At 38.2% G+C, this 15,916-nt stretch carries 12 protein-coding genes and 1 riboswitch; of the genes, 7 read left to right on the top strand and 5 right to left on the bottom strand.

The genetic code is table 11. The features are described from left to right. Positions 1-66: 66 nt before the first annotated feature. A riboswitch (yybP-ykoY riboswitch) is annotated at positions 67-234 on the top strand. The 3 genes from SJY28_RS11475 (at position 206) to SJY28_RS11465 (ending at position 2,653) form a co-directional block, all read left to right on the top strand. After that, on the top strand, positions 206-817 hold the full coding sequence (locus tag SJY28_RS11475) for a manganese efflux pump MntP family protein (RefSeq protein WP_379544546.1): 612 nt from the start codon (positions 206-208) through the stop codon (positions 815-817). It overlaps the preceding riboswitch by 29 nt. A 646-nt stretch (positions 818-1,463) precedes the next feature. Beyond that, positions 1,464-1,775, top strand: coding sequence for a transposase (locus SJY28_RS11470; RefSeq protein WP_379544545.1), 312 nt, complete (start codon positions 1,464-1,466; stop codon positions 1,773-1,775). After that, complete coding sequence (locus SJY28_RS11465; protein ID WP_379544995.1) at positions 1,700-2,653, top strand: IS3 family transposase; 954 nt, start codon at positions 1,700-1,702, stop codon at positions 2,651-2,653. The genes SJY28_RS11470 and SJY28_RS11465 overlap by 76 nt, the downstream gene beginning before the upstream one ends. On the opposite strand, the gene SJY28_RS11460 is transcribed toward SJY28_RS11465, so the two are convergent. Continuing rightward, positions 2,650-3,285 (bottom strand): N-6 DNA methylase, encoded by a 636-nt coding sequence (locus SJY28_RS11460; protein WP_379544544.1) that lies wholly within the window; start codon positions 3,283-3,285, stop codon positions 2,650-2,652. The genes SJY28_RS11465 and SJY28_RS11460 overlap by 4 nt on opposite strands. Before the next feature lie 806 nt (positions 3,286-4,091). On the opposite strand from SJY28_RS11460, the gene SJY28_RS11455 reads away from it, so the two are divergent. The 4 genes from SJY28_RS11455 to SJY28_RS11440 all read left to right on the top strand — a co-directional run bounded on the left by SJY28_RS11455 (position 4,092) and on the right by SJY28_RS11440 (position 7,839). Next, positions 4,092-5,183: a helix-turn-helix transcriptional regulator gene (locus SJY28_RS11455; protein ID WP_379544543.1), complete on the top strand. Its 1,092-nt coding sequence runs from the start codon at positions 4,092-4,094 to the stop codon at positions 5,181-5,183. A 27-nt stretch (positions 5,184-5,210) separates the two neighbouring features. Continuing rightward, a complete protein-coding gene (locus tag SJY28_RS11450; RefSeq protein ID WP_198335224.1) occupies positions 5,211-5,888 on the top strand; it encodes a hypothetical protein in 678 nt (225 codons plus the stop codon). Between the two features lie 89 nt (positions 5,889-5,977). After that, a complete protein-coding gene (locus SJY28_RS11445) occupies positions 5,978-6,433 on the top strand; it encodes a DUF1810 domain-containing protein (protein WP_198335225.1) in 456 nt (151 codons plus the stop codon). Between the two features lie 240 nt (positions 6,434-6,673). Continuing rightward, positions 6,674-7,839 (top strand): IS3 family transposase gene (locus SJY28_RS11440; protein WP_379544527.1). Its coding sequence is split into 2 segments (ribosomal slippage): positions 6,674-6,932 and positions 6,932-7,839, totalling 1,167 coding nucleotides; the frame shifts between segments, so codons are not numbered across the junction. Between the two features lie 50 nt (positions 7,840-7,889). Here the strand turns inward: SJY28_RS11440 and SJY28_RS11435 are convergent. The 4 genes from SJY28_RS11435 to SJY28_RS11420 form a co-directional block, all read right to left on the bottom strand. Continuing rightward, positions 7,890-10,145: a DUF262 domain-containing protein gene (locus SJY28_RS11435; RefSeq protein WP_379544542.1), complete on the bottom strand. Its 2,256-nt coding sequence runs from the start codon at positions 10,143-10,145 to the stop codon at positions 7,890-7,892. Then, on the bottom strand, positions 10,142-12,082 hold the full coding sequence (locus tag SJY28_RS11430; RefSeq protein WP_379544541.1) for a DUF262 domain-containing protein: 1,941 nt from the start codon (positions 12,080-12,082) through the stop codon (positions 10,142-10,144). The genes SJY28_RS11435 and SJY28_RS11430 overlap by 4 nt, the downstream gene beginning before the upstream one ends. A 239-nt stretch (positions 12,083-12,321) precedes the next feature. Continuing rightward, positions 12,322-13,713, bottom strand: coding sequence for a GIY-YIG nuclease family protein (locus tag SJY28_RS11425; protein ID WP_379544540.1), 1,392 nt, complete (start codon positions 13,711-13,713; stop codon positions 12,322-12,324). Next, entirely contained in the window at positions 13,667-15,868 is a 2,202-nt protein-coding gene (locus SJY28_RS11420; protein WP_379544539.1) for a DEAD/DEAH box helicase, read from the bottom strand. The genes SJY28_RS11425 and SJY28_RS11420 overlap by 47 nt, the downstream gene beginning before the upstream one ends. Positions 15,869-15,916: the final 48 nt, after the last annotated feature.

The raw sequence follows: 15,916 nt of genomic DNA, 5'->3' as shown, positions 1-15,916 counted from the left end.
CTTTATCAGGTTCAAAAATTATTTTTCGGCATTTTATGATTGACTTATAGTTTATCAATGCTAATCTAACCTCTCTTTGGGGAGTAGCCTGCTTTCGTACTGCGAAAGCGTTTGTATCAACATACTTGGCCACATGCCATGGTGCGAACACCTCTCGGTTGGCGAGACCATCGATATATCTACACTGCAGGTCGAGGGTGTGGCTATGTCGTGGACTCTATACTCGACCAGAGAAAATCATATGAACCCTATCGCACTTCTATTACTTGCGCTTTCTATGTCTACGGATGCCTTTTCTGTGGCAATCAGTAAAGGAGCAAGTCTTAAAAACCCTCGTTTTACCGAAGCTTTCAGAATGGGTGTTATTTTTGGCACCATTGAAGCGATCACGCCTATTATTGGTTGGTTAATTGGTCACTCTGCCACATCCTTTATAGATGCGTCTTTTATTGAGGCATGGGATCATTGGGTCGCGTTTGTCATACTTTTTGCGCTTGGTCTGCACATGCTATATGAGGGAATGAAGCCAAGTGATGAAACGGCAGAAGCACCGTCGAGACATTCTTTTTTCAAACTTGCTTTGACTGCATTTGGTACCAGCATCGATGCCATGGCGGTCGGTGTGAGCCTAGCATTTGTAAAGGTCAATATTTTACTGGCGGCAGGTCTTATTGGCTTGGCCACTACAGTAATGGTCACGCTAGGGGTGATGTTAGGAAAGGTATTGGGCTCCCTAATCGGTCATAGAGCTGAAATATTTGGTGGTGTGATGCTAATTGCCATCGGTGCATGGATTTTATTAAGCCATCTTCAATGATTATATAAAAACTGTCTACTACGAACAGATAGTCATTACGTGTATAAATTTATTACTGATTTGTAAAGGCAAAGCACTTGTTTACCTAAGAAAAGCCTATCTATATTAATAGTTAGGCTTTTCGGGTCTAAAACTAGCACATTACGCTATAGCGGCTCGCAAGAGGTCTGAAAAAAATCAGTACTACAAAACCATCAATAATTATCCGCTGTCAGCGAAGAGGCTTGAATAAAGTGCCTATATCTATGCTTATACACATGGTTGTTATTTACTAAGAAAACAGCAGACAATAAAAAAGACCTCCAATCTCTTGAAGGTCTTTTTTATTAGTACTTAAATTTGGTGGGCCCAGTATCAACCATATGTAAATAATAAGATATTGATTTAAATAATTTTATTTTAAAATATTTCTACTTATACCAACGGTTATACCAACAAATGAGCTAGGACATATTACCAGTGATCAATCAATAGAATAAAGAATTTGACCTAAAATATTATTGTTATCTATTGTTAATAGAGCGTCTTCTTATGACTAGAGACATCTTAATAAGAAGTAGTTAGATTATTAAAGGTATAGGTGTAGTGGCATAATAAAATTGGACAGCGCATAAGCGGTTATACTACCCCAAAGAGGATAACCAGTATGACTACCAAACGCAGAGAATATACCCGAGAATTCAAGTTAGAAGCCGTCAGCTTAGTGGTTGATCATAAGCGTAAGATTGCAGAAGTGGCAGAATCGTTAGGGATTGGAGCTTCTACTCTAGATAACTGGGTACGCAAGTATAAAAAAGAGCAGCAAGGGGTTACGCCAACTCAAGGTTTGGCACTCACCGATGAACAACGAGAGCTACAGGCGCTTCGCAAACAAGTTAAGCAATTGACCATGGAGCGCGACATCTTAAAAAAGGCTTCAGCTCTACTGGCATCAGACAGTCTCAAAAGCTACTACTGATAAGTAAGCTTGTAGAGCAAGACAAACGCCTAAATAAAAGCCAGTTGTGTCGTCTATTTAGTATAGTGAGAAGCACCTACTACTACTGCAAACAGGCTAAGCCCATTGATATTGAGCGTGTCAAACTCAAAGCTTTGATACGTCAGGTATTCAACGAATCAAAGCAGTCAGCAGGCACTCGCACCATTATCGCCATGCTGTGGAATGAGCATCGCATTAGGTTGACGCGCTACTTAGCCGCTAAGCTTATGAAGCAAATGGGTTTGGTCAGTTGTCAGCTTAAGTCTCACAAGTACAAGCACGCTGATCAAGCGCATAGAACCCATGACAATATATTAGACCGCAGGTTTAGCCCAAATGCGCCTAATCAAGTTTGGACAGGTGATGTGACTTATGTTCGTATCAAAGGTGGCTGGTGTTACTTATCGGTTGTTCTAGACCTGTTTGCTCGACGTGTGGTTGGCTTTAGTGTCTCTGACTCTCCCAACAGTCTCTTAACTAGCTCAGCGCTACAGATGGCGTATCACACTAGACTTAAACCAAGCGGTGTGCTGTTTCATTCTGACCAAGGGTCGCACTACACCAGTGAGAAATTCGCTGACGAGATAGCTGATTGTGAGGGTATGACACAAAGTATGAGCCGTCGTGGTAATTGCTGGGACAACGCACCCACTGAGCGCTTCTTTAGAAGCTTTAAGACAGAATGGATGCCAAAGGGTGGCTACGAGGATATAGCTGAAGCATCAAGTGCTATTAGCGATTATATCTGGGGCTACTACCAAACGGTAAGACCGCACAGCTTCAATCATTATTTGCCGCCGGCTGAAAAAGAAAGACGTTACTTTAATCAAAACCTCTTATCAGGTGTCCTAAATTAGTTGACCACTACAAGCATACCTCCAGTCCCACAGGCAGGATCATAGACAGACTCACCTTCGTGTGGGTCGAGAATAAGTCCTAGCAAATGTACTACTGATCGCGGGGTATAAAATTCACCTGCTTTTTTATTGGTTAAATCAGCAAAGTGCTTGATCAGGTATTCATAGGCATTGCCTAGCATATCTGGATTGGCATTTTCATGACCGAGTCGATACTGTGAGAAATGCTCAATTAGATCAATCAGTAGCTTATCTGGCAGCTTATTTTTATTACTCCACTGAGCATCACCAAAGATACCGTATAAAAAGTCTTGGTTAGCTTGCTCAATACCACGTAGCGCCTGTTCTATAGCTTGACCTACGTTAATGGTTGTCTCACGCACATCATTCCAGTGGCAGCCTTGCGGGATTTCAAAGCGGTGCATCTCTGGCATAGAGGCGTATTCAATATCGCCGTCAGACTCTGCTAAGGCCTGCTGGTATTCTTCATCATAAACGTCAGAGATACGCTTGAAAAATAGAAGGGGGAATATATAGACTTTGAAGTCTGAAGCATCGACGGGACCTTTTAGGATCCAAGCCGCTTTTGAAAGGTATTGCTCTAACTGGGACAGTGATAAAACGTCACTCATTAATAGATTCTCTTAGTAAAACAAATATAAATGAAGGTAGTGGTTTAATGGTCTTTATCATACTCTGGTTTTCCGTCAAACCCCAATATTGCCCAAGCCACCTAAGTATTTCTTTGAAAACTAAAAAATTCGCTAAGCTATATCAGACGGTGCTTATTATCAATTTTTAGTACTAGGGTGTATTAAAAAATCGACTCTTTGTCCTATTAAAGTTGATAACGACGTACCCTAGAAAACTTTGGTATTTTCACCTGAGTAGTAGGGTTTGATAAATCTACAATAATCAGCAAGAGTAAGTATTTTATTATTTTTATGGCAGGTTTAATGTGTTGATGGCTTATAAGTAGGAGTGAAAGATTAGACTATAGTATATAAATTCATTTATCTTTACTAGCGATATACCCTTAGACCTAACAACAATCAAAGCTAACTATTATTTTGGGATAATCTATGAGATTTATAATAGTATATAACCTAGAAAATAGATTACTAGGTAGTCTACTATACTTGTCTTAATGATAATAAATAATAAGCGAATGAATATGACAGCTACTTTAAGTGATTAATATGAACCTCTTACTGGAACAATAGCCCAAGTCTGTGGTATTTCCTTTAGTCTCGAAATTTGTAGTGACGGCATTCATGATTTAGTACCGAGCAATGATTGGCTACAGACGCTTTGACATCAAGTGTACGATTCAGATGGCAATGCTTATGATAATGGCACTGCGATTTTGGTTCGTTTTGATTGAATATATATTTTAATAATAAGTTGATTACTTCATCAGTCTAATAGAGAAGCTACCATGCCTGCACATCCAATCGCTAGCTATACAAAGTCAACACGTCTATTTGCTTTATATCAATGTTTGCCTCGTAGTGAGGCTGATGCTGTGTCATTAACAGAGCTCATGGTTAGTTATGGTGATGATCCAGATAATTTCGCTAATGAACGTAAAAACTTAGAGAACGATCTGATTGGCTTAAATCAAATATTTAACGATGTCTTCTATGGTGACGCCTTAAACCGAGTGCCAGCATGGGGCAAGAATATCAGTGGCCAGACAGCACGGTTTTATATTGAACCCAGCTTTAGCATCGATGTTATCAACGAGCAAACTGTGTTCTTTTGGGAGATACTGGATAAATATACCGCAAACTACTTACCAGTATCTTTTAAACAAGGAATCACAGACAAGCTCACTCAATTACGTCGACAGGATAAAGATAAATTTCACCAAAGTCCGCTAGGACAATGGCAAGATCATCTCATCACCTTACCTAGTATCGTGCAAGCGCCAAAGCTTGATAGTGAGGTGATTGGAAGTATTCATCAGGCTCTGCTACAGAATCGTCAATTACGAATAAGCTATCAAAATAAATGGGAAGAAAAACCAGTTCAAAGAGTGGTTTATCCCAAAGGACTGATCTTTATTGACAATATGATCTATCTCACAGGCTTCAATCCAGTAAATGATCATATCGATGATAATAAACTGCTAGAGGAGCATCGCAACTTTGCGGTCAATCGTATTACCCGAGCTAGCGTAATAAATGAGCCAATACCTGACTGGGTAGGGCGAGACACTTTTGCATTAGAGCATTTGCATAAACTGGGTAGATTAGAGCCGACAGACAATATCCGGATCAAACTAGTTCTAAAAGTACAGAAATATGCCTGTCAGCATCTTTATGAGCGCCCATTATCGATAGATCAGCAAATTACTATTATTGATGACACTTGGAATCAGGTCAGCGCTACGGTTGCTAATACGACTCGTCTGCAAGATTGGCTGGTAAGTATGTCGCAATTGTACGTCGTCATTGAACCATTAGAGTTAAAGACAGTTATTCTTGAGCGACTAGAAAGTGGGATGCAGCTTTATAACAATGATTGATGATTTCACTTTAAAGAGGAGCCGAGTATGACAGTAGGTAGTAGTGTTAAAGATAAACAGACTCTAAAAAACGACATTAACGTAGAACGTAGCGATGAGCTTCAGATAAAGCCCATACCTTTAACTGCTTTATATACGCCGCAGGCGGACAACTACCTCTTGTCTGAGGTTGGGTTTATTGTTATCGAAGACTGCTGGAATGAACAATCATTGCTAGCGTTAAAAAGACAAACAGGTTTGGGCACATTGTTTGCGCTACAAACCACGGATAAGTGTACTGATAGATTCGAGGTAATAGATGGGATCGTCATTTGCAAGGCGGATGAAGTTGAGCAGGTAAAAACCGTGTTTGAATCGATACTATCTGATCGGGATAAAGTTGGTATAGATGTTAATGATATCAAAAGATCCTGCGGGGCTGAGAAGTCTGCCCAATTTATACAGGCTAGGGTAACGGGTAGGACTGATTCAGAACAAATAAAGAGTGCCGTTAATCAGCTACTTAATCAAATTCCTAAAGGTCTTAGTATCGAGTATATGATGCTTGATATTGAAAGTGATCATAAGCTATCTCTTGATGAGTTTTTTATCGTTACAACTGCTGTTGAAAGTCGGATTGCTGACGATGCAGAAGTGTTTTACGGCAATAGGATGATTGATAGACCTGACCATTGCTGGATGGGAGCGATATATGTGACTGGTTAGCCTAGCATTGACTATATATAGTTTTACTCACGTTGTGAGCGTGGCAGGTAGGCAAACGCTCATTACTTAAATAGCAAGGAGTGTGAAAAATGACAATGATAAACAAGGATCTATTTGATGATTTTATCCAAGCTCAAGATGCTATCTATTCACAAGTGATTGAAGAGCTGACCCAAGGTCGTAAGCGCACGCATTGGATGTGGTTTGTTTTTCCACAGGTGAAAGGGTTAGGGCACAGTAAAATGTCTCGACGTTTTGCGATAGATAGTCTGGAGCAAGCACAAGCGTATTTGCAGCATGAGGTGCTTGGAGCACGGCTAATAGAGTGTACTGAACTACTGCTGTTGCATCCTGATAAAAGCGCTTTAAATATCTTTGGTTCACCGGACAATCTAAAGCTGCACTCTTCACTTACGTTATTTACTTTAGCATCCCCTAATAAAAAATGTGTTTTTAACGAGCTTTTGGATCAGTATTTTGAAGGCAGTTACGATATAAACACGATAAAAATGCTAAAGCAAATCAATGACCAGCAATATAAGTAAATAAAACCGAGTGTGATTTAACTAGTGCCAAAATTTGATACTTCTAACCACATCAAAAAACATTAATTATCAGTGAGTATAACGATGAAATACCATATAGACGAATCATATATAGATGACACACCTAAAGCATTCCTATATCAACGAATTATGGATCGTTACCCTAAGTCTGCTATGAGCTATGCTGAAAAAACCGTACACCTAAACTTGGTAAACTAAGCGTATTAATCGGAGTTTATCATGACCAAGAAAATAAGAAGCTACAGTGACGAATTTAAAGCCGAGGCCGTCAAGAAGATATCAGACAATAATGGCAATATCTCAGCGACCGCAAAGCACCTTGGCATCGCCATGCAGACCTTATCTAATTGGCATAATAAAGCCAATCAAGGCAAGCTTATCGGCACAGAACAATATGATCCTGATCTTATGACGGCTCTTCAGGAAATAAAGCAGCTCAAACGACAGCTTAAAGTAGCCGAAGAGGAACGAGAGATATTAAAAAAGGCGACGGCGTACTTTGCCAAGCACAGTTAGTGAAGTACGCCTTTATCAAAAACAACGATCTCTTCTTTAGTATCACTACTATGTGTCGTGTACTAAAGGTTAAGCATTCTAGCTACTATGACTGGCTGAGTCGTGATATTAGTGAGCAACAGATACACCGTAACCAATCTGAGCTACTTGTCAGAGCGGCACATAGTAAAACAAAAGCACGTTATGGTGCTGATCGACTGCACGCAAAGCTGATAGAGCAAGGGCACGATATTAGCCTATATATGGTCAGAAGCATTAAAGAAGAACATGACATCAAATGCCGTCGTCACAAACGCTTTAAAATCACCACTGATTCCAACCATAACAAGCTTGTCTATCCAAACATACTAAATCAGCAATTTGATGCTAAGCATCCTAATGAATCGTGGGTCAGTGATATTACTTATATCTGGACCAATGAGGGTTGGTTATATTTAGCTGGAGTCAAAGATTTATACACCAAAGAGCTGGTCGGGTATGCTATCAATAAGCGAATGACCGCAGATTTAGTATGTCGTGCACTCAATATGGCAATCAAGAATAAACGTCCAAGCCAAGGATTGATTGTGCACTCTGACAGAGGCAGCCAGTATTGTAGTCATGCCTATCACAAAATCATCAAGCAGCATAATTTCAAAGGCTCGATGAGTGGTAAAGGCAATTGTTTCGACAACGCACCCATAGAAAGCTTCTGGGGCACATTAAAGAATGAGCTAGTGTATTACCAAGACTATAAAACAAGGTTTATAGCAATCAATGATATCATCGGCTATATCGAGCTGTACTACAACCAAACGAGGATTCAAAAGAGTTTAGGCTATAAGTCGCCAAGACAGGTATGGTTTGACTATTATCGTCAAGCTGCTTGATTCAAATCTCCCAAGTTTAACTGTACGGATTTGACGGCAGGGGTCAAGCTTTAAGAATGAATCAAAAAGCTTTCTATATCTGATAAAGCATTTGAGCATAGTTTTATACGATCAATTAGATCATGACCTTCATTATCTTGTGGAACTACGATGCATCGGTTCTCATCTAATATGCCATATTCTATAATTCTTGATAGTGCAATATTACTAAATGAATCCTCTTCGGGAGCATCAAATTTAAAATGATCGTTTAGCATTTTGATATTAAAAATACAGTTTGCATAGCTAAATTGAAGGTCATGTCCATAATCTTCTAGTCTACATGTGCTTTTATGCTTTTTTCTTAAATCTAAAAGAAAAGGATCCCAGTACTGTCCTCTGAAAGTTTCTTGATTAATCATATAGCACTCATAAGGTTTGTTCATACGATCATTCCAATGAAAGAAGCCTTTTGAATAGTTATGAAAACCATCATACTTAGAAAAGTAGAATCTCCATGGGTAGGATTCAGGTGAGTAGCTTTCGACAATTAGCTTGTTATCGAAGTTTTGGTTAACAAATGAAATTTTAAGATACTTTCTCAAAACTTCACTTGTATTGTTATAATCTTTCCTTCTGTCACTTTTGGTAAATAATTCACGCCAGCTATTGTCATTACTATTACCAAACCTTCTCTTTCCACTTCCATATCCCTGAGAATAATCTCCTATAGTAGTCATTGCACGACTTATTAATATATACTCACTTTCCAAATTTTCAGCAAAAGCTATATTAAACATTTTAGCGTATTCTTTAATATCATGACTTAAACCTAGTATAGAGATTGAGCCTCTTAATATTTTATGATCTTCTAGTTTATATATATCTTCTTCTAGATATTTGAAATCTACAATAAGTTGTGCTTTACTCGCTTCTTCAAATATTTGGTGCTTTGAAAAAACACTTTTATCATCAATTAAGATATCATTAATAATATTTTCAATCTCTTTGTATAGCGACTTTAAATTCTCCTTCCTCAACTGATCTTCAGAAGATGCGATTAGATTACGAATTTTTCTTATCTTTAGGGGAAAATCGTTAAATTTTTGTTGGAGGTTGAGGGTAAATGCATAAAGCATCAATTGCTCACCAATAGAGAAAGGATTTATTCTGACTGTATTGTCATAAAACTGAGAGCATTTTTTAAAAAAATCAATAGATGAGTGGTTAAAAAATATCCTTGTTTTATACTTAGAGAAATCATGCTTTTCAATGTACAAAAATTTAGAGAAATAATTTATATTATTTTTTTGTTGTTCAACAAACATATCTAAGCATTTAAATAGAAAATATACGTTATCTAAATTATTTTTATAAACTTTATTTGCTATCTCTAACCAATAGCTGTCTTCGATTGTTATATCTTTAGTTATAATCAACAAGTCTGTGATGTACTGATAAAAGTTTAAAAAAGATTGATCGACCTCAGCAGCAATATCGATATTAGTACTCTCGTTGGTCTTATGAATATTCCAGAATAAATCCGACCACTGATTGTCAATTTTTTGATTAAAAATAAGTACCATGCTATCTGGGATTATTTCAGAAAATTGAGATTTAAAATGTTCAAAGTTGGTCAAGGATTTGCCCCTAGAGTTCATTTTTATATATAAATCCTCTGGCAGTCCTAAACCTTTCATTTCAAGCAAATAAAAAACAATTCTTGGGCTATCCCCTGTTAGTTTTTCCCAAACATTTTTTAAGTTATTGGCGCTAAAAACAGTTTCAATTGCATCAAGCATGACTAACATGGAGGCAATAGTAGGATCACTTTGCCATGAGATAAAAAACCATGGTTGATTTTCAATTTGCAACTTTATTGATTTACTATCTACCTCTTGGTTGGGTGAAAAGTGGATCAGCTTTTCACAAAATTTTCTACATTTATCACGAGTAGCGTATGAAAAGTTGGCTAATAAAGCTTTATTATCATCGGTTACATTGTTTTCTAGCACTGACGCATACCAATGCAATAAAAATAGCGTAGTTAACCGCTGCTGCCCATCCAATGGTTTAAAAATAGGTATACTGTTTTTTTTATTTTCGTTATCTTCATCTTCAACCAAATAGCCATAAATAAAATCAAGTTTCAAAGGCGCATCGTTATAATCTTCAGCTAATACATCAGATATATCATTTAAAAACCTATGACGAATCCTTCTCACCGCATCGTTATCTCTGCCTTGCGCATAATCTCGTTGGATAGGTGGGATAACGACTTTGTATTGTTCAAGTAGATCAATAAATTTTGTTTCTGTAATACTCATAGGTCATCCTGTGACAAGGGAACAGTGTTATCTAATTCGAATAGTAGTGCGATGTTATTAGAGCTATCAAGGTCATAAGGAATGTAGTTAGACAAGGTATTTAGCATCTCTTTAAGGTAGGTTTCTTGATCTTGTGGACTCCAGACGTACTTAGGATCTAAAGAACTAGCATCAGAATAATAACCTTGGAATACTCTTTTGGTACAAATAGGGATAAAACTGCCTTCTTTATCCAATTTAATAATTTGGCGTCGCTTAACTTCAAATGCTGAGTTATTTAGCGCTGAGTTATTTGGTTGGCTAAGCAATGCCATATTTCCTAGACCATGCACTTGCGTATTATTTTGATCACGGTTAGAAGAAAGTAACTTATTTATCTTTTCAAATACGGTATTAAATCGCTCCCAACTCAGAGTAATATTATTGTTAATGTAATCTTGAGATTCTGATATTATTGTATTAATAGCAGGATCGACTTCAAGTTCAGGTTGATTTTTTAGATCCTTAAGTACAGGTAAATGCATTTCTAGCCATTGGATCCATTGCTCTTTTTTAGTTTGATCTAACCCTTCGGAGTTTTGGGCATGAATGTGTTCTAAGCTCCATTGATTAGACTTATGCTGTTTAAACGGATAAAAGTCGTCTATAGTCTTTGAAGTACGATAAACCTCTACATTAAATAATAGTAATAAGTTGAAAAGTACTGCCTTATTTTTATCGTAACTAAGATCTGTGACATTATCATCTGTAAAACCAAGACTTATTGAGTTTTGAATGTGCTTGTTGATGTGAGCTGTAAACTCATCTTTGGTATGACTCATTGCATACTTAATCAACTGGTTTAGTGAAGGTTTGTCGTAGCCTTTTACATGTCTACTTGAGACAAGATAGCCTATAAGATGATAAAGTTCTCTATCATTATTCCATTCTATAAGTATGTGATAAAAGCTCTCAATTCGCTCCCAAGCCATTGACAAGCTGGAACTAGAATTATTCGTAACAGTTCTTTTGCTTTCATCTAAAAACCAAATGAATGTATGCAAGGTATCAATATCATTCGCTGATTTGCCTGCAATTAGATCTAAAATTAAGTCAATTTTAGTATCGAAGTCCTCTAGCTTCTTGTTTGTTATAAATGACCAAAACTTTCTATCCTGCTCATTAAGCTTGTGCTCTATATCGTCCCATAACGAGGCGATTTCGTAGTGCTTAATTCTTTGTGTTTCAGTCGCTAACTCATTAAAACTATCTGTTGATAAAAACAATGCCTTGGTAAGCTCGGCATTAGTTAAAGGAATTTTACCAAGATTTAGTCTTTCAAAAAGTTGAATACTGTTTTCTTCTTGCTCAACCTCGTACCAAATTATTTTTGAATAGTTTAGAAAATTATCTAAAAACTTTTCTGAGGAAAAAGATTTTTTATAATTTTCTCTATAGGATAATTCCCAGTCTCTGATAGTTTGATAAGCTTTAGAAATATGATAGTAATCGATATTAGTTTTATCGATAGCAACCGTTAAATCATCTTCATTAAATTTTAGATCTAATAAAAAACTTGCACAATTTTCGCGAGTTTCGTAATTGATGCTGAACATTGGCTTCTTTTGTATATTTGGCCAGAACTCATTAATATATTTTAATATCAGATAAATAGTAGTAAGTCGTTGCTGTCCATCGATGATCTCATACCAACTGCCTTCAAGCACTCTATCTGGAATCGCATTAGATGATAGTTTCTTCAAGACAACAGGTTGTAAACAGTAAAAAGTTTTTTTAACTGGTGTCGTATCTTTGATTTCTCTTGGTGTAAAATTATTGATATCATCTAATAACTGGCGAACTTGTTGTTCTGTCCATCGATAGCCACGTTGATAATATCGAATAAAAAATTTATGCTCTGAAATATCTTTAATAGCTATTGGTTTAAGCTCAATCATTTAATTATCCTTTAAACACTCTTACGACAAACCCCGACTTTCACAAAGCCACCTGGCAAATCTTATTATTATCAATTTTTAGTGGAAGCATTGTGAGTACTGACTTAGAGGTTTTATCAATATAGTGTTTTCATGTTTTGGTTGATAATCTATATGCTATCTGTAGACCCGTAATACTGTAGGTAATGGCATCTAGTAATACTTAACTTATAGATATAAATTAATTCTGTAGAAGATTATTACTTCAAAACCACCTTGCCAGCTGCACCATCCATTCGATAGTCTCTAATGTCCCCGGCGATAACCAGATTAATGGCTTTCTCAATCTCATCAAGGGGAACGTTGAACCACTCTGTCGCCTTGTAGAGGTTATCGTTTGCTGCTTTTAAGGATATTTTGACTCTTTGATCATAGAAGAAGGCATGCAGTACACCCTCCACGCTCCGAGCATTGGCATCATAGACCTGCCACTCAGCAATGATATCTACGGGCTGTTGCAAGAAAGCGGTATCCCTAATCGAATGTTTAGTGCGCGCCTCTCCTGTAAGGGTTGAGAAGCCAACTTTATGCAGGTGTTTATAGTGCGTTAAGTTGTTTGGCGTATCAGTTAGCTTGGCGACATAAATTACACCAGTAAGCTGTCGATCATCTCCGAAGTTTTTTGCTAATTCATCGTCCATCCAGCCAGGATCAGTAATTAATAATTGATAGCTGTTTTCATATTTATATTGAGCGGTAGCCAATGAGCGGATGAGCATATTGGACTCAGTACCGTTAGCAAACACCAGGCGAAGTCGCTGCTGGTTACGCTCATTCTTTCGATTCTCTGCTTGGTATATATCTGCTACATAACACAAAATCCCGTTTAAGACGAAGACGCTGCCAATGCTGATGTCTTTCACTGATGAAAAGTTGGTTTTAGTAAAAGCCCCCGTTTGAATGGCTTTAGATATGCGCTCAAAGGTTGGCTCAAACTTATAAAAGTCCTTACATTCAAAGCGAGTTGCTATTTCTTCATCATCGTACTGGTCATAAGTATTGCGAGAATTGAGCTGACTATCACTGACTAAGATTTCAGAGTGGATGTTATCAAAAAGTCCTAGGTCATCGCTGTTGAAAATATCATCTAGACTATTAATAACAGGTGGCTCGATAACAGCCTCGATGGCCGGCTCAGCTTCTTTACTGCTATCGCTGATCGCCTTTTCAGATCCATTACCATTATTACTCATGCTCTTGCTTGAGAGTGTCGGTTTGTCGTCAGATAGGGTAGGCGTAGTACTTTGAGCAGTTAGTAAACCATGTTTATCTAAAGCTAGCAGTTCTTGCGAGTTTGCGTGGTTGGTTTGTATAGTAGCTAAGAGGCGAGCACTTATTTTTTCATTGATATCGCCCGCACTGCTACTAGGCACGCGTCCATGTTGATCAATAAAGAGGTTGATAGTGTCAAACTGCTGTGCTAAAACGCTGTTACTCGCCGAGCTTTTAGTAATAGGCTTTATATCGTCTAGTAGACCAGTACTGTCATTTAAAAAAATATCGTCTAGTGTTTTGTACTCACGACTTTGATAGATCTCATCGAGTTTAATCATGACTATTGGCTTCTCGTTTGGCTTTTTGGTTTCTGACATAGGAGACAACTTCAGTCATGCGCCGCTCGATAGCGTCTTCTGAGTTTCTATTTGGCTGACGGCCTTTGTTTTTCATGAATGCAACTATTTTTGGCCACATCAGTACGGCTTCCGCCTCAGTGACGGTCGAACGGCTGGCATGTACGACGTCATTGATTGTTTGCAGCACTTCTTTATCGACGGTTCTAGAGAGGACTTCATAAGCATCATGAAACGGGTTGACCGATTTCACAAGGTCAATGGGAAGGTTGTTCACATTGACAAACTTACTGCCCACCTTCACAAAGCCGTTGCTAGGGTTCGAGTCGTTGCTACTGCTTGATTGGGTTTTAGGGTCATAGATTTTTGCATCAGCTGGCAGGTGGCGCTCTTTAATAATGTCACTTTCATTGAGCTGGTTTTTGCGCTCTGTATTTAGTGTATTAATGTCTAGATACTCATGACCTTGCTTAACGAAAAATCGTTCATTTTCGATGACCGCATCATCAGGAATATCCTTACCTTCAACCACACCGCCTTGACGGTTGATGGCCATATACTGCATGACACCTTCTTGTACCTGCCGTATTTCATTAGCATCTAGTGCAGGGTACTTACTACGGATAATACTTGGGATGACGGTGTCTGATACGGCTTCGGTTTCTACGTTATTGGTTTCAGCAGCGATGTACTTTTTGATGTTCTCTGTATTTTGGGCTAACTGTGCCAATATCTCATCACGGTCTTGGTTGAGTATCTTCATGACTCGATCAGAAGGAGGGTTCACTGTATCGTCAATGATAATGGTACCTGCCGGCAAATCTGCCTTACCTAATATATCCAGCTCACTACGACATTTAAAGTTAATGTTAGGTTTGAGCACTTGCTCCATCAGTAGCGATAAAGTAATGGCTTTTAATAAATCATTAACAGAGCTTGTCACTTCAGACTTATCAGCTTCTGGCTCAGCAATCAAGTTAGTAAATTGAGCATGGTGTTTACCATAACTATCGCGTGTTGAGCGTCCAATAATCTGCACCACCTCGGTCAGAGAGCCTCGATAGCCAATGGTTAATACATGTTCACAATACTCCCAGTCAAAGCCTTCTTTTGCCATGCCAAGGGCGATGATGATATCCATCTGATCGCGAGAGATAATATCAGCTAAATAAGCCTGAGTATTAGCCCGCATAGCGTCATCAGTCACTAGGTCTGCGAGTAGCAATTGCTTACCGTCATGTGCGCGTACTGTCATAACACCAGTAATATCATCACGAGACTCAACTTCACCAATGACATCTATGATACGGCCAACGGTCTCATATTTGTCTGTCTCAGCAGTGAGACTGTTGACGTTAGGAATGTGGATGATGGTTTTTTTACTGGTATCTAAGCATTCATCTAAGGCATCGAAAAATGATTTTTTATAAAAATGATAGCCAAGTCCCAATGATTTTAAGTGTTCATAACCATTAAGCTGTTCGTAGTAGGTGTAAGTTACCTTATCGAACTTTTCTTCGTCGTTATCTGACAAGATGGGCACTGAATCACCACGGAAATATGAGCCCGTCATTGCCACAATATGTGCGCTAGTCCGCGTCATAATGCCATCTAGTATGGCACCTAAGCGGTTTGATTCACCTGCTGATACGTGATGGAATTCATCAATACCAATTAGAATATCGTTAAATAGCTCAATACTACCGCCGTCCTCGATTATCTTATCAAAGCCATATCTAAAACTGTGATGAGTACAAACTAAAACCTGAGGTAGGGAATTGTCATCTACGTTTGAAGTGAGAAACTCTGAAAATATAGCACTCTTGCTAGTGTCACTTTGAGCAATATTTAAGCATAAGTTATAGCGATCTGCTACTTGCCAATCTGCAAAGAAACCATAGTTACTGAGCGCTGTTGACTTAAAAGACTTGCCAATACTCATCTCTGGTACAGTAATGATGACTTTCTTGATACCTTGGTTGATAAGCTTATCCCATGCCAAAAACATCATTGCACGTGACTTACCAGAGGCAGGCGGCGACTTAATAAGCAAATACTGGCTATTACGCTTCTCAAATGCACGCGCCTGCATTTCACGCATGCCAAGCTCGTTGTTCTTTTTACTTTGACCCGTGCGGGCGTAATTTTGATTTAGTATATTAACAGTGGCAGTCATAGTAGATTCATCATAGGTAGAGATGCTTGTAAGGCTGTAGCGTCGTAA

Source organism: Psychrobacter sp. R86515 (assembly GCF_042466315.1).
Taxonomy (GTDB): Bacteria; Pseudomonadota; Gammaproteobacteria; order Pseudomonadales; family Moraxellaceae; genus Psychrobacter.
The sequence above is the reverse complement of the archived record's forward strand: the minus strand, read 5'-3'. Positions and strand labels throughout refer to the sequence as shown.